Annotated in this window: 9 protein-coding genes and 1 pseudogene; 7 read left to right on the top strand and 3 right to left on the bottom strand. The window is 70.0% G+C overall.

All coding sequences use genetic code 11. The features are described from left to right. The first annotated feature begins 38 nt into the window (after positions 1-38). The 6 genes and pseudogenes from recJ to JGR68_RS07600 all read left to right on the top strand — a co-directional run bounded on the left by recJ (position 39) and on the right by JGR68_RS07600 (position 9,453). Positions 39-1,736 carry a single-stranded-DNA-specific exonuclease RecJ gene (gene recJ, locus JGR68_RS07625; protein ID WP_199362025.1) on the top strand — a complete coding sequence of 566 codons (1,698 nt, stop codon included), beginning with the start codon at positions 39-41 and terminating at the stop codon, positions 1,734-1,736. 104 nt (positions 1,737-1,840) lie between these two features. Then, the gene (locus JGR68_RS07620) at positions 1,841-3,172 is read left to right on the top strand and encodes a hypothetical protein (protein ID WP_199362026.1); all 1,332 of its coding nucleotides are present in this window, start codon (positions 1,841-1,843) and stop codon (positions 3,170-3,172) included. Positions 3,173-3,304: 132 nt separating this feature from the next. Beyond that, a protein-coding gene (prfB, locus tag JGR68_RS07615) for a peptide chain release factor 2 (RefSeq protein ID WP_199362027.1) occupies positions 3,305-4,433 on the top strand; the annotation gives its coding sequence in 2 pieces (ribosomal slippage) (positions 3,305-3,379 and positions 3,381-4,433; 1,128 coding nt in all). Between the two features lie 88 nt (positions 4,434-4,521). Continuing rightward, a complete protein-coding gene (gene lysS, locus JGR68_RS07610; protein WP_199362028.1) occupies positions 4,522-6,045 on the top strand; it encodes a lysine--tRNA ligase in 1,524 nt (507 codons plus the stop codon). 111 nt (positions 6,046-6,156) lie between these two features. After that, positions 6,157-7,185, top strand: a pseudogene (locus tag JGR68_RS07605) (two-component system response regulator); the annotation flags it as partial. Positions 7,186-7,302: 117 nt separating this feature from the next. Then, positions 7,303-9,453 (top strand): ATP-binding protein, encoded by a 2,151-nt coding sequence (locus JGR68_RS07600; RefSeq protein ID WP_199362030.1) that lies wholly within the window; start codon positions 7,303-7,305, stop codon positions 9,451-9,453. A gap of 9 nt (positions 9,454-9,462) precedes the next feature. On the opposite strand, the gene JGR68_RS07595 is transcribed toward JGR68_RS07600, so the two are convergent. Both JGR68_RS07595 and JGR68_RS07590 read right to left on the bottom strand, forming a co-directional pair. After that, positions 9,463-10,380, bottom strand: coding sequence for a crotonase/enoyl-CoA hydratase family protein (locus JGR68_RS07595; protein ID WP_199362031.1), 918 nt, complete (start codon positions 10,378-10,380; stop codon positions 9,463-9,465). A 178-nt stretch (positions 10,381-10,558) separates the two neighbouring features. Beyond that, entirely contained in the window at positions 10,559-12,241 is a 1,683-nt protein-coding gene (locus tag JGR68_RS07590; RefSeq protein WP_199362032.1) for a long-chain fatty acid--CoA ligase, read from the bottom strand. A gap of 136 nt (positions 12,242-12,377) precedes the next feature. Here JGR68_RS07590 and JGR68_RS07585 point away from each other — a divergent pair, with 136 nt between their 5' ends. Then, a complete protein-coding gene (locus tag JGR68_RS07585; RefSeq protein ID WP_199362033.1) occupies positions 12,378-12,839 on the top strand; it encodes a nuclear transport factor 2 family protein in 462 nt (153 codons plus the stop codon). A gap of 9 nt (positions 12,840-12,848) precedes the next feature. Here the strand turns inward: JGR68_RS07585 and acnA are convergent, their stop codons facing one another. Continuing rightward, positions 12,849-15,614 carry an aconitate hydratase AcnA gene (gene acnA, locus JGR68_RS07580; RefSeq protein ID WP_199362034.1) on the bottom strand — a complete coding sequence of 922 codons (2,766 nt, stop codon included), beginning with the start codon at positions 15,612-15,614 and terminating at the stop codon, positions 12,849-12,851. Positions 15,615-15,731: the final 117 nt, after the last annotated feature.

The raw sequence follows: 15,731 nt of genomic DNA, 5'->3' as shown, positions 1-15,731 counted from the left end.
CGCTGCGCAGGATCCGGCGCCGGACGTGGGCGGAGGCGATGCCGGCCGCTGCGTGGCCGACCGATATCCCGCCGCTGCTGCGGCGCATCTATGCCGCGCGTGGCGCCAACCATGCCGACGCCGCGCGCCCGCGGCTGGCCGGCCTGCTGCCGCCCGACGGCATGCTCGACCTCGACCGCGCCACGGGCCTGCTGGCCGACGCGATCGCGCACGGCCGGCGCATCCTGGTGGTCGGCGATTTCGACGCCGACGGCGCCACCGCCTGCGCGCTCGCGGTGCGCGGCCTGCGCATGCTCGGGGCGGGCGACGTGATGCACGCGGTGCCCAACCGCATGGTGCACGGCTATGGGCTGTCGCCGGCACTGGTCGCCGAACTGGCGCCGCTGCGGCCCAACCTGCTGGTCACGGTGGACCACGGCATCGCCTGCCATGCCGGCATCGACGCGGCCAAGGCGCTGGGGTGGCAGGTGCTGGTCACAGACCACCACCTGCCCGGCGAGCGCCTTCCGGCGGCGGATGCCATCGTCAACCCGAACCGGGTGGGCGACGGCTTCGCCGGCAAATCGCTGGCAGGCGTCGGCGTCATGTTCTACGTGCTGCTCGCGCTGCGCGCGCGCCTGCGCGCCGAGGGCCGGCTGGAGGGGAAGGGTCCCGACCTCGGCCAGCTGCTCGACCTGGTGGCCGTGGGCACGGTCGCCGACCTCGCGCCGCTGGACGCGAACAACCGCGCCCTGGTGGCGGCCGGCCTGCGTCGCCTGCGCGCGCGGCAGGGCTGCGCCGGCCTCATGGCCCTGGTCGAGGTCGCGGGCCGCCGCGCCGAATCACTGGTCGCCGCGGACATCGGCTTCGCCATCGGCCCGCGGCTCAACGCTGCCGGGCGGCTTGAGGACATGGCGCTCGGCATCGAATGCCTGCTGTGCGACGACCCGGCGCGCGCGCGCGAACTGGCGCAGCGGCTCGACGCGATCAACCGTGAGCGCCGGGACGTGCAGCAATCGATGCTGGACGAGGCCGAGCAGGCACTCTCGGCGCAGATGCTGGAGGCCTTCGGCCGGGGCGGCGAGGGCATGGCGTCGATCTGCGCCTTCGACGCCGGCTGGCACCCGGGCGTGGTTGGCCTGGTCGCATCGAAGCTCAAGGAGCGGCTGCACCGCCCGGTGGTGGCCTTTGCGCCGTCGGAGCCGGGCAGCGCCAGCCTGCGCGGCTCGGCGCGTTCGATCCCGGGATTCCACGTGCGCGACGCGCTGGCTGCGATCGACGCGCGCCACCCGGGGCTGATCGAGCGCTTCGGCGGCCATGCGATGGCCGCGGGACTGTCGCTGGATGCGTCGCGGCTGGAGGCGTTCGAGGCCGCGTTCCACGCCCATGCCGGCAGCGTGCTCGACGCGGCCACGCTGCAGGCGACCCTCGACAGCGATGGCGCGCTGGCTCCGCACGAGTTCGATCGCGTGCACGCCGAGGCATTGCGCGATGGCGGCCCATGGGGCCAGGGTTTCCCGGAGCCGCTGTTCGACGGCGAGTTCGACGTTGCCGGCTGGCGCGTGGTCGGCGAGCGGCACCTGCGGCTCGACCTGCGCGCCGACGGGGTCCAGGCCCGGCTCGCGGCGATCCACTTTGGCGCATGGCGCGGTGATCCGCCGCCGGGACGCGCCAGGCTGGCCTACCGGCTGGTGCCCGACGACTACCGCGGCGGCGATGCGATCCAGCTGGTGGTCGAGCACCTCGAAGCCTGCTGAGCCGGCGCCCCCATTCAGGGGGCTATCGCATGCCCGGCGTCGCGCCTGATAATCGCGCACCGCCTGCGCGTCCGCGTCGGCACTTCGACCAGAAGGATCGACGCATGCCTGTCCGCAACACCGCGCTCGCGATGGCGGTCCTCGCCGCCAGTGCCACCGCCTCGGCCGCGACGCCGACACCGACGCCGCTGGCGCTCGACCAGCCGGTGCGCGGCGAGATCACCAGCGCCGACACGATCAACTGGCGCGATGGCAGCCGCAGCGAGCTGTACGCCATGCGCCTGGACGAAGGGCAGGGCGTCCGCTTCGAGGTCGGGGGACCGCTCCAGGCCCAGCTGACGCTGTTCCGCGACGGCGACCTCGTCCAGGCCTCGGGTGACGCGCGCGACGCAGCCAGCCTGGCCATCCGCGCACCACGCGCCGGCCGCTACGTGCTCGCCGTGAGCGGGCGCGATGCCTCCGCGTACGGCCCCTTCACCCTCACCGCGACCGCGATGCAGGTCTACGGCGGCGATGCGCTGGAGGTCGGATCGACCATCACCGACTGGGCGCAGGGTCCGCGCACGATCCCGCTGCGCATCGCCGAAGATGGCGTGTACCGCATCCGCATGGCCTCGGATGACTTCGACACCGTGCTGTCGCTGGAGGGGAACGGGATCTCGCTGCGCAGCGACGATGCCGAAGGCAGCAACTCGATGCTGACCATGCCGCTCGCGGCGGGTTCCTACACCCTGCTGGCGTCGGGATTCCAGGACACCATGGGCGGGCAGTACGAGCTGTCGGTGGCCGCGCATGCGCTGCCGGCCGGCGTGGAACCGGCCGCCGACGGCGAGCTGGTCCCGGGCCGCGACATCAGCGCGCTCTACCAGGGACAGCCGGTGCGCTACAGCCTGCGTGTCGACGGCCGCCGGTTGCTGCGGCTCGACCTGCGCAGCAGCGAGATCGACCCGGCTCTCCGGCTCGAGGGCAATGGCGTCTCCCTCGAGGACGACGACTCGGGCGAGATGCTCGATGCGCGCATCACCACCGTGCTGCAGCCGGGCGACTACACCGTGCACTCCTCGGCCTTCGATTCCGGCGCGGGGGTATACACCCTGTCGGCGGCGCTGTCGGAGGTGCCGGCCGATGCCGGCGGCGGTCCGCTCCAGGTCGGCCAGGCGCGAACGGCGCGCCTGATGTCGGGCGCGACGGACCGCTACAGCTTCAGCATCCCGCGCGCCGGCAGCCATCTGGTCGAAATGTCCTCGGAAGACGGCGTCGACAGCCTGTTGCGCCTGTTTCGCGACGGCGAGGAAGTCGCGATGGACGACGACAGCGGCGGCGGTCTCGACGCGCGCATCGAGCAGGCGCTGCAGCCGGGCGACTACACGCTCGAGGCGTCCTCCGCCGTTGGCGGCGAGGGTGGCCGCTACCGCATCGGCGTGCGCCGGCGCTGAGCGGCGCAAACGCCGCGGAACGTGCCGGGTCGCGATCGCGGCGCGCCGCGCCGCGCCGCGCCGCGGCTCGACGCCCGGCCCCGCGGCGGAAATTGCTAGAATCCGCCTCTTTCCAAGCGGATCGACCGGCAGATGATGGAGCTCAATCCCGTCCGCCAGCGCATCGCCGACCTCAAGGGTCGGCTGGATGCGCTGAGGGGGTTTCTTTGACTACGACACCAGGCGCGAGCGGCTCGAGGAAGTAGAGCGTGAGCTCGAGAATCCGGCCATCTGGAACGATCCGGAGCGGGCGCAGGCGCTGGGGCGCGAGCGCTCGATGCTCGACAAGACCGTCAATGGCATCCGCGACCTGACCGACGGGCTGGTCGGGGCCGCCGAGCTGCTGGAGCTGGCCGAGGCCGAGGACGACGCCGAGACCGCCGACGCGGTCGAATCCGACGTCGAACGGCTCGCCAGCCAGGTCGAGAAGCTCGAGTTCCAGCGCATGTTCTCCGGCAAGATGGATTCGTCCAACGCCTTCCTCGACATCCAGGCCGGTGCCGGCGGCACCGAAGCCCAGGACTGGGCGGAGATCCTGCTGCGCATGTACCTGCGCTGGGCGGAGAACCGCGGCTGGAAGGCCGAGATCATGGAAGCCAGCGGCGGCGACGTCGCCGGCATCAAGTCGGCGACCGTGCGCATCGAGGGCGAGTACGCCTACGGCTGGCTGAAGACCGAGATCGGCGTCCATCGCCTGGTGCGCAAGTCGCCGTTCGACTCCGACAACCGCCGGCATACCAGCTTCACCTCGGTGTTCGTGTCGCCGGAAGTCGACGACGACATCGACATCCAGATCAACCCGGCCGATCTGCGCACCGACGTGTACCGGTCTTCCGGCGCCGGCGGCCAGCACGTCAACAAGACCGAATCCGCGGTGCGCATCACGCATATCCCGACCAATACCGTGGTCGCCTGCCAGAACGGGCGCAGCCAGCACCAGAACCGCGACACCGCGATGAAGATGCTGGCGGCGAAGCTCTACGAACTTGAAGTGCAGAAGCGCAACGTCGAGAAGGACGCGCTGGAAGCCACCAAGTCCGACATCGGCTGGGGCAGCCAGATCCGCAACTACGTGCTCGACCAGAGCCGCATCAAGGACCTGCGCACCGGCATCGAGCGCTCGGACACGCAGAACGTGCTGGACGGTGACCTGGATGAATTCATCGAGGCGAGCCTGAAGTCGGGGCTCGAAGCCGGTTCGAAGCGGATTGATGCGGTTTGATTTCGCGCTGGCCGGAGGTCGCAGCTACAGCTGCGATGCCGGCCACCATCCCGTTCGCCCCCACGCCCACGCATACCCAGAGACCGACATGACCACCCCCGCCCAGCCCCAGCCTCCCGCCGACGAAAACAGCCTCATCGCCGAGCGCCGCGGCAAGCTGGCTGCGCTGCGCGGGCAGGGCGTCGCCTTCCCCAATGACTTCCGCCGCACCGACCACGCCGGTGACTTGCAGGCGGAGTACGCCGACGCGGAGGCCTGGAGCGTCGAGGCCCTCGAGGCTACCGGCCGCAGGGTCGCGGTGGCGGGCCGCATGCTCGCCAAGCGGGTGATGGGCAAGGCGGCGTTCGCGCAGGTCCAGGACGTCAGCGGGCGGATCCAGCTGTTCCTGCAGTCGAATGCGCTGGGCGAGACCTATGACGCGTTCAAGGGCTGGGACGTGGGCGACATCGTCGCCGCCGAAGGCGTGCTCACGCGCACCCGCACCGGCGAGCTGTCGGTCAGGGTCGATGCGCTGCGCCTGCTCACCAAGTCGCTGCGCCCGCTGCCGGACAAGTGGCATGGCCTGGCCGACGTCGAGCAGCGCTACCGCCAGCGCTACGTCGACCTGATCGTGAACCCCGAGGCCCGCGACGTGTTCGTGGTGCGTTCGAAGGTGGTCGCGGCCATGCGCCGCTGGCTGGACGCGCGCCGCTTCCTGGAAGTGGAGACGCCGATGATGCATTACATCGCCGGCGGTGCCACCGCGCGCCCGTTCACCACCCACCACAACGCGCTCGATCTCGAGCTCTACCTGCGAGTGGCGCCCGAGCTCTACCTCAAGCGGCTGGTCGTCGGCGGCTTCGAACGCGTGTACGAGATCAACCGCAACTTCCGCAACGAGGGCGTCAGCACGCGGCACAACCCGGAGTTCACGATGCTCGAGCTGTACGAGGCCTACGCCACGTATACCGGGATCATGGACCTGACCGAGCAGATGATCCGCGACGTCGCCATGGAGGCCACCGGCGCCACGCGCTTCGCATGGGACGGCCACGACATCGACCTGGCGCCAGCCTTTCGCCGCTGGAGGATGGACGACGCGGTGCGCGAGCTCAATCCGGGCATCAGTGCCGCCGACTGCCGCGACCGCGACGCGCTGGCCGCGCACTGCCAGCGCCTGGGCATCCGGGTCAATCCCGCCTGGGGCTGGGGCAAGCTGCTGCTGGAGCTGTTCGAGGCCACGGTCGAGGACGGGCTGGTGCAGCCGACCTACATCACCCATTACCCGGTGGAGGTCTCGCCGCTGGCGCGCGAGTCGGATGGCGAGCCGGGCATCACCGACCGCTTCGAGCTCTTCATCGGCGGCAAGGAGCTGGCCAACGGGTTCTCCGAACTCAACGATCCCGAGGACCAGGCCGCGCGCTTCCGCGCCCAGGTCGAGGCGAAGGCCGGCGGCGACGACGAGGCCATGCACTACGACGCCGATTACATCCGCGCGCTCGAAGTGGGCATGCCGCCGACCGGCGGGCTGGGGGTCGGCATCGACCGCCTGGTGATGCTGCTGACGGGGTCGTCCTCGATCCGCGACGTGCTGCTGTTTCCCTACATGCGGCCGCAGGTGCCGTCGGAGTGACGCCCGCCGGCCGGAAGCGCCCGGTCGGGGCCGGTTCTGACGTATCCTCGGTCGCCATGGCCCCGGATCCGGGGCCGCGGAAGCGCACGCGGGCCGAGGGAACCTGAACCGGTGAATATCGTCATCGTCGACGACCAGACCTCGGCACGCACGATGCTGCGGCACATCCTCGAGGACATCAGTCCCGAGCTGGAAGTACTCGATTTCAGCGATCCTCAGGAAGCCCTGCGCTGGTGCGAGGACAACCGTCCCGACCTGCTGCTGCTCGACTACCGCATGCCGGTGATGGACGGGCTGGAGTTCGCGCGCCGCTTCCGGCGTCCGCTGCGCCACCGCGACGTGCCGATCGTGCTGGTGACCGTGGTCGGCGACGAGCCGATCCGCCAGGCCGCGCTGGACGCGGGGGTCATCGACTTCCTGGTCAAGCCGGTGCGTCCGCGCGAGCTGCGTGCGCGCTGCCGCAACCTGTTGCAGCTGCGCCAGCAGGCCGAGTCGGTCAAGCAGCGCGCGTTGTCGCTGGAGCAGCGCCTGCTGTCGAGCATGCACGAGGTCGAGGAGCGCGAGCGCGAGACCCTGACCCGGCTGGCGCGCGCGATCGCCTACCGCGACGCGGGCACCAGCGCCAACCTCGCGCGCCTGGCCGCGGTGGCCGGCATCATCGCCGAGGGGCTTGGCCTGTCCGAGGACGACGTCCGCACCATCGAGCTGGCGGCGCCGCTGCACGACATCGGCAAGATCGCCATCCCCGACGCGGTGCTGCTCAAGCCCGGACCACTCGACGCGGACGAGCTCGAGGTCATGCGCAGGCACCCGGAGATCGGCCACGAGCTGCTCAAGGGCAGCCAGAACCGTTTCGTGCAGATGGGCGCGACGATCGCGCTGCGCCACCAGGAGCGCTACGACGGCAGCGGCTACCCCGGCGGGCTGCGCGGTGACGAGATCCCGCTCGAGGCGCGCGTGGTTGCGGTGGCCGACGTGTTCGATGCGCTGCTGTCCGCCCGGCCGTACAAGCGGGCGTGGAGCATGGACGAGACCATCGACTACATCCGCGACGAAAGCGGACGCCTGTTCGATCCACGCTGCGTCGACGCGCTGGTGGCCAATCGCGGCCGGGTGGAGGAGCTCTGCGCCCGCTACGCGGCCGAGGCCGCTGAAGCCGCCGAGGCCGCCGAAGCGGCTGGCAAGGCCGGTACGGCCGGGGCTGCCGTGAACGCCGGCGCCGGCGACGCGGACAGCGGGCCGGCGGGGACCTAGGCCATGCCGCCGGTCCTGCAGTGGATCAGGGGCCGGCTGGCCAACAGGCCCGACTCCGAGCACGGCCAGGCGCTGGTGCGCATGGCGATGCTGGTGCTGGTCGTGGCCTACCTGCAGGTGGTGGTCAGCGGCTACCCGCACGTGGCCCGCGAGCTGCGGATGTCGCAGCTGCTGCTCGCCGTCGAGTTCGGCATCGGCCTGGCGATCCTGGGCTGGCTGCTGGCGCGCCCGGGCGTGTCCTACCCGCGCCGCGTGCTCGGGATGCTCGCCGACTACAGCCTGATGGGTGTCGGCCTGTACCTCCTGGGCGACCTGCTGGCGTGGATGTACGTGGTGATCATGTGGGTCACGGTCGGCAACGGCCTGCGTTACGGGCCGCGCTGGCTGTACCTGGCGATCGGCTTCGCGACGGTGTCCTTCGGCGCGGCGCTGGCGGTCACGCCGTACTGGCAGCAGAACCTGTGGCTGGGCACCGGGCTGTTGATCGGCCTGGCGGCGGTGCCGCTGTACCTGAGTTCGCTGCTGCGGCAGCTGGTGCAGGCCAAGGAGGCCGCCCAGGCGGCCAACCGTGCCAAGAGCCGCTTCCTCGCCAACATCAGCCACGAGCTGCGCACGCCGCTCAACGGCATCCTCGGCATGTCCGAACTGCTGGCGGCGACGCCGCTCAGCACCGAGCAGCGCGACAGCGCGGAGGTGATCCGCACGTCGGCGCGCGCGCTGCAGATGCTGGTGGACGAGGTGCTCGATCTGTCGAGCCTCGAGGCGGGCAAGTTCCGCCGCAACGACGCCGACTTTTCGCTGGCCGAGCTGGTGCGCGGCATCGGCCTGATGCTGCAGCCGGGTGCCCATGCCAAGGGGCTGGCCTTCCATACGCGGCTGGGCGAGGGCGTTCCGGCGCATCTGCACGGCGACGGCAACCACCTGCGCCACGTGCTGGTGAACCTGGTTTCCAACGCCATCAAGTTCACCGATGCCGGGCAGGTCTCGCTGGAGGTCGAACGGCTGCCGCGCACCGATGCCCATGCCTGGCTGCGATTTTCCGTGCGCGACAGCGGCATCGGCATCCCGGCGTCGGCCCAGGCGCGGATCTTCGAGGCGTTCGAACAAGCCGATGGGGGCCTGGAGCGCCGGCATGGAGGATCCGGGCTGGGCACGACGATCGCCAAGGCCCTGGTGGAGCAGCTCGGCGGCAGCATCGGCCTGGAGAGCCATCCCGGCACCGGCTCGCATTTCTGGGTGGACCTGCCGTTCGCGGCCGCCAGGCCGGCGGCGGAGGGCGAGGGCGGCAACGTCATCGCCTTCAGCGATCCCTTCGTCCGCCATCGCGCGCGCGTGCGTCCGATGCGGGTGCTCGTGGCCGACGACCAGGCCGCCAACCTGATGGTCATGCGCCGGCTGCTGGAGAAGGCCGGCCATCGGCCGCAGGTGGTGGACGACGGCGACGAGGTGCTGTCCGTGCTCGAGGCCCAGGCCTTTGATGTCGTCATCATCGACCTGCACATGCCCGGCGCCAGCGGACTGGAGGTGCTCAAGCAGGCGCGCTTCATGGAGGCCGGCCGCAAGCGTACGCCGTTCATCGTGCTGACCGCCGATGCCACGCCGGAGGCGCGCGCGGAATGCGAGCGCGCGGGGGCGTATGCCTTCATGACCAAGCCGGTGGTGGTCGACCGCCTGCTGGAGCGCCTGGCCGCGCTCGCCGACGGCGAAGCCCCGGCGTCGCACGGTGACGCCGCCGCGCATTCGGCATCCGGCACCGGCGAAGAGCCGGGCGACGCCAGCGTCATTTCGCAGCACATCCTCGACGAACTGCGCGAAATGGGCCTGGGCGACGCATTCGTGCAGAGATTCCTCGGCGAGTGCGCGCGCGATGCACGCAAGTCGCTGGCCGACCTGGAGACGGCGGGAGGACTGGCCCAGTGGGAGGGCTTCCGCGACGCCTGCCATGCGCTGAAGGGCGCGGCCGGCAACATGGGCGCGGTGCGGCTGTCGGAGACGGCGTCGGAAGGCATGCGCATGCCCACCGACGGCCTGGTGCGCGAGTGGCCCGGCATGGTCCGCCTGTTGCGGCAGCAGCTCGAGCAGGCGCTGGCCGCGCTGCGCGCGCGCGGCGACCTGGCCCGGGGCGATGCCGCCGCCGGGCCCGACAGCGCCTGAAGTCCCGCGCTAGCGGCGCGCGGTCGCCGGAGCGGACAGTGCGACGGGACGCTGCAGCTGAGCGCGGACGAGGCGTTCCATCATCCTGAGCTGGCGGTCACCCAGCTGCAGCGCGGTGTCGACCCAGATCCGGGTGGTGTCCATCAGTTCGGCGTGGGGGATCGGGTCGATCGACTCGCGCACGCGGTGGAGCGCGAGGCGGGCGGCGGCCATGCGCCCGTTCTGGCGGATCAGCTCGTTGACCGCGCGCACGCCCTCGCCGGGCTCCGCGAGCACGTCGACGATGCCCATGTCGTGCAGCGCCTCGCTGCTGTACATCACCCCGTCGAGCATCATCGCCTCGGCGCGCCGGGCGCCGATCCGGCGCGACAGCAGCGAGTAGGCGCCCATGCCCGGGAACAGGCCGAACAGCACTTCCGGGAAGCCCATCTGCACGCCGCGTTCGGCGACGATGGTCTGGCAGGCGAGGGCGAGTTCGAAGCCGCCGCCGAGTGCGTCGCCCTGGACCAGCGCCACCGTGTGGGCGTCCGGGTGCAGGCGGGTGTGCAGCAGGTGGATGCTGTCCACGCATTCGGTCGCGTAGCGCAGCAGGCCGTCGCGGTCGCGCTGGCGGATCAGGCCGGCGAACAGGTCGAGGTCGCCGCCGAGGTTGAAGACGTGGGCGTCGGAGCCGATGACGATGTGCGACAGGGCCGGGGCGGGGCCGTCGGCGGCGGCGGAGGCCGCCTGGCAGCCTTCGATCGCCTCGCGGGCGAACAGCCGGAGCTCACGCAGGAGCCGCGGGGAGAAGCAGGGCCGGTAGGCGGCGTCGCTGAAGGCCTGGCTGGCGTGCATGTGGCACCAGTGCGAGGCATTGGACGGATCGTGGGTGATGCGGAGCGTAGCCAGGTCCGTGGCCGTGCTGCGGTGGAGAAATTCGACGTTCATGTGGAGGTCCCCTGACAAGCAGGACGCCTCCGGCCGGGCCCGCCGGCGGAGTCCTGGAAAGATGATGAATGCCCGTTGCGGGGCATCTATGCGCCCATTTGGTCGCTTGGGCAAGCCGGGATGCCGGGTTGGGGCAGGGGCCCGGCCTTGTCAGGGCAGGAGTGTGAACTCGGTCACATTACGGCGTAACCGTTTCGTCCCGCAGCTCCCGGCGCAGGATCTTGCCCACATTTGTCTTGGGCAGCTCGTCACGGAACTCGATGTAGCGCGGCTGCTTGTAGCCGGTGAGCTCGGTCCTGGCGTGGGCCTTGACCTGCTCGGCGGTCAGCGACGGGTCCTTCTTGACGATCACCAGCTTGACCGCCTCGCCGGACTTCTCGTCGGGCACCCCGACCGCGGCGACCTCGAGCACCCCGGGCATCATCGCGATCACGTCCTCGATCTCGTTGGGGTACACGTTGAAGCCCGAGACCAGGATCATGTCCTTCTTGCGGTCGACGATGTAGAAGAAGCCGCCCTCGTCCATCCGCGCCATGTCGCCGGTGTGCAGCCAGCCGTCGGCATCGATCGCCGCGGCGGTGTCCTCGGGGCGGTTCCAGTAGCCGCGCATGACCTGCGGGCCCTTGATGCACAGCTCGCCGACCTCGCCGACCGGCAGCATGCGGCCCTCCTCGTCCTTGAGGCAGGCGTCGGTGGACGGGATCGGCAGGCCGATCGCGCCGTTGTATTCGGCCAGGTCCATCGGGTTGATGCAGGCCGCGGGCGAAGTCTCGGTCAGTCCGTAGGCCTCGACCAGGGTCACGCCGGTCGCCTTCTTCCAGCGCTCGGCCACCGAACGCTGCACGGCCATGCCGCCTCCCAGCGTGAGGCGCAGCTGCGAGAAATCGACGTCCTCGAAGCCGGGCGTGTTGAGCAGTCCGTTGAACAGCGTGTTGACGCCGGTGATGGCGGTGAAGGGCTCGCGCTTGAGCTCCTTGACGAAGCCCGGCATGTCGCGCGGGTTGGTGATCAGGATGTTCTTGGCGCCGAACTTGGTGAACACCAGTCCGTTCGCCGTCAACGCGAAGATGTGGTACAGCGGCAGCGCGGTGACGATCACCTCCTGCCCGGGCTTGGCCTGCTGGCCGACCCACGCGGAGGCCTGCTGCATGTTCGCCACCAGGTTGCGGTGGGTCAGCATGGCGCCCTTGGCCACGCCGGTGGTGCCGCCGGTGTACTGCAGGAACGCGATGTCCTCGCGGTCGATGTCCACTTCGCCCGGCGTGTGCCGGGCGCCGGCCTTGAGCGCGTCGCGGAAGCGGATCGTGCCGGCGATCGTGTAGTCCGGCACCATCTTCTTCACGTGCTTGACGACGAGGTTGACGATCGCGCCCTTGGGGAAGCCCAACAGGTCGCCCAGCGCGGTGGTGATGACCTTTTCGACCTTGCTCTCGGCCAGCACCTTCTGCACCACGTGGCCGAAGTTGTCGAGCACCAGGATCGCGCGCGCGCCGGAGTCGACCAGCTGGTGGCGCAGCTCGCGCGCGGTGTACATCGGATTGGTGTTGACCACCGCCAGGCCCGCGCGCAGCGCGCCGAAGGTGGCGATCGGATACTGCAGGCAGTTGGGCATCATGATCGCGATGCGGTCGCCCTTCTTGAGCTTCAGCTCCTCGAGGAGGTAGGCGGCGAACTGCCGGCTCAGCGTGTCCAGCTCACCATAGGTGATGGACACGCCCATGTTGGAGAACGCGGGCTGGTCGCGGTACTTGTCGATCGCTTCCTGCAGCAGCGCGGGAATCGAGGGGTACTCGTCGGCGTCGATCTGCGCGGGAATCCCCTGCGGATAGTTCGCCAGCCACGGCCGTTCAATGCTGCTCATTCACTTCCCCCTCGGGCGGTAGGCGCCAGGTTCCGTGCCCCGGCGTATCGACTCGATTGGATCACACGCCTCCGCGGCGCGGCAAGGCGCAGTGCAGCTATGCTGGGGCGCATCGGAATGCGGGAGCTGCGGCGGCATGGAGGGACGTAGGTACTTCGTTGCCGGACTGGCGTGGCGCTTCGCCGCCATCCTGCTGATCGTGGTTGCGCTGGCCGCCTGCAGGAAGACGGCGCCGGAAGAGGCGCTGCGACAGGCGCTCGCCGACGCGCAGACGGCGATCGAATCGCGGGACGCGGGCGCGCTGTCGGAGCATCTCGCCGAGGATTTCATCGGTCCGGGCGGACTCGATCGCGACGGTGCGCGACGCCTCGCGGCCGTGCATTTCCTGCGCCATGGCGAGGTGGGCGTGCTCTCCGGACCGCCGGACATCCAGCTCGAGGGCGAGCATGCACGCGTGCGCCTCGCCGTCGCGCTGTCCGGCCGCAGCGGTCGCCTGCTGCCGGACAGCGCCGAGGCCTGGCAGGTCGACACCGGCTGGCGCCTGGTCGACGGCGACTGGCGGATGACCAGCGCGGACTGGTCACCCGCCTTGCGCTGAGGCGGGTCTTCAGGCCGCCGGACGCTGCCCCGCCAGCTGCCTCAGCACGTAGTGCAGCAGGCCGCCATTGCGGAAGTACTCGACCTCCTTCGGCGTCAGCAGCATCACCGAAACCTCGAAGCTCTTTTCACTGCCGTCGGTGGACGTCGCGGTGACCGTCGCACGCTTCGCCGCGCCGTCCCTGAGTCCGGTGATGGCATAGGTCTCGGTGCCGTCCAGGCCCAGCGAGTCGGCGTTCTGGCCATCGAGGAACTGCAGCGGCAGCACGCCCATGCCGACCAGGTTCGAGCGGTGGATGCGCTCGAAGCTCTCGGTGATCACCGCCTTGACGCCGAGCAGGTTGGTGCCCTTGGCCGCCCAGTCGCGCGAGGAGCCGGTCCCGTACTCCTTGCCGGCAATCACCACCAGCGGCGTTCCCGCGGCCCTGTACTTCATCGCCGCGTCGTAGATCGGCATCTTCGCAGGCTCGCCCTGGCCATCGCCGAAGTACAGCGTGTTGCCGCCTTCCTCGCCGCCGAAGAACCTGTTCTTGATGCGGATGTTGGCGAAGGTTCCGCGCACCATGACGTCGTCGTTGCCGCGGCGCGAGCCATAGCTGTTGAAGTCCGCCGGCTGCACGCCGCGCGACTGCAGGAACAGGCCCGCGGGCGAGTCCTTTTTGATCGCGCCGGCGGGCGAGATGTGGTCGGTGGTGATCGAGTCGCCGAACAGACCCAGCACGCGCGCGCCGTGGATGTCCTCGATGCCGCCGACCTCCATCGTCATGTCGTCGAAGTAGGGCGGGTTCTTGATGTAGGTCGAGGCCTCGTCCCAGGGGTAGAGCTCGCTCTCGGGCGACTCCATCGAGTTCCAGCGCGCATCGCCCTTGAACACGTCGGCATAGTTCTGCGCGAACAGCTCCGGGCCCACGGTCGCGGCGATCATGTCGCCGATCTCCTTGTTGCTCGGCCAGATGTCGCGCAGGTAGACGTCCTTGCCGTCCTGGTCCTGGCCCAGCGGCTGGCTGGTCAGGTCGATGTCGACGGTACCGGCGATGGCATAGGCGACCACCAGCGGCGGCGAGGCCAGGTAGTTCATCTTCACCTCGGCATGGATGCGGCCCTCGAAGTTGCGGTTGCCGGAAAGCACCGCGGCCACGGCGAGGTCGTTCTCGGCGATGCCCTTCGACACAGCCTCCGGCAGCGGGCCGGAGTTGCCGATGCAGGTCGTGCAGCCGTAGCCGACGACGTAGAAGCCCAGCTTCTCGAGGTCGTCCATCACCCCGGCCTTCTTGAGGTAGTCGGTCACCACCAGCGAACCCGGGCCCAGCGAGGTCTTGACCCACGGCGCAGCCTTCAGCCCCTTGGCCACCGCATTGCGTGCCACGAGGCCCGCGCCCAGCATCACCGCCGGGTTGGAGGTGTTGGTGCAGGAGGTGATGGCCGCGATCACCACCGAGCCGTCGGTGATCTGGTGCTGGCAGTCGTCCATGCTGATGGTCGAGGCCGGCTTGGCGGCAAGGCGCTCGGCCTGCGGCTGGCCCCCGCCTTCCTTCTCGTAGCGGTTGACCTGCCAGTCGCGTGACTTCTCGCGCTGCGCGGTGAACGGACCGACGTTGTCGTTGAAGTTCTGCTGCATGTCGCCCAGCAGCACGCGGTCCTGCGGACGCTTCGGGCCGGCCAGCGACGGCTGCACCGTGCCCATGTCGAGTTCGAGCACCGCGGAGTAGGTGGCCTCCTGCTGGCCCGGCTCGTGCCACATGCCCTGCGCGCGGGCATAGGCCTCGACCAGCGCGATCTGCTCCTCGCTGCGGCCGGACAGGCGCAGGTAGCGCAGCGCCTCGCCATCGATCGGGAAGATGCCGCAGGTGGCGCCGTACTCGGGTGCCATGTTGCCGATGGTGGCGCGATCGGCCAGCGGCAGGTGCTGCAGGCCCTCGCCGAAGAACTCGACGAACTTGCCCACCACGCCGTGGCTGCGCAGCATCTGGGTGACGGTGAGCACCAGGTCGGTGGCGGTCGCGCCTTCGGGCATCCGGCCGGTCAGCTTGAAGCCGACCACCTGGGGGATCAGCATCGACGAAGGCTGGCCAAGCATGGCCGCCTCGGCCTCGATGCCGCCGACGCCCCAGCCGAGCACGCCGATGCCGTTGATCATCGTCGTGTGGCTGTCGGTACCGAAGACGGTGTCCGGGAAGGCCCAGGTCTCGCCGTCGACCTCGCGTTCCATGACCACGCGGGCCAGGTGCTCGAGGTTCACCTGGTGGACGATGCCGGTGTTGGGCGGCACCACCTTGAAGTTGCCGAAGGCGTTCTGGCCCCAGCGCAGGAAGCCGTAGCGCTCCTTGTTGCGCTCGAACTCGATGCGGCCGTTGAGGTCCAGCGCATCGCTGCGCCCGAACACGTCGACCTGCACCGAGTGGTCGATCACCAGCTCGGACGGGATCAGCGGATTGATCTGTTCCGGCCGGCCGCCCAGGCGCGCCACCGCGTCGCGCATCGCGGCCAGGTCGACCACGCAGGGCACGCCGGTGAAGTCCTGCAGCACCACGCGCGCCGGCATGAAGGCGATCTCGGTGTCCGGCTCGGCGCTGGCATCCCAGCGCGCGACCGCCTCGATGTGCTCCTTGCCCACCGTGACCCCGTCTTCGTGCCGGAGCAGGTTCTCCAGGAGGATCTTCATCGAATAGGGCAGGCGCGCGAGGTCGAACCGCTGTCCGAGCCGGGTCAGGCTTGCATAGGTATAGGACCTGCCGTTGACCTCGAAGCGGTCGCGGGTGGAGAAGGAATCGGCCATGGCGGAGCTCCTGTGCTGAAGGCGTGGCGTGTGGGCAGGCCGACAGTCTACGGACGGATGTGTAAGCGGTGCGTTGCACGCTCCCTGCAGTATGCGGGCTTCAGTACGTATTCCAAG

Source organism: Luteimonas sp. MC1750, from assembly GCF_016615955.1.
Taxonomy (GTDB): Bacteria; Pseudomonadota; Gammaproteobacteria; order Xanthomonadales; family Xanthomonadaceae; genus Luteimonas.
This window is presented reverse-complemented; position numbering and strand designations above follow the sequence as displayed.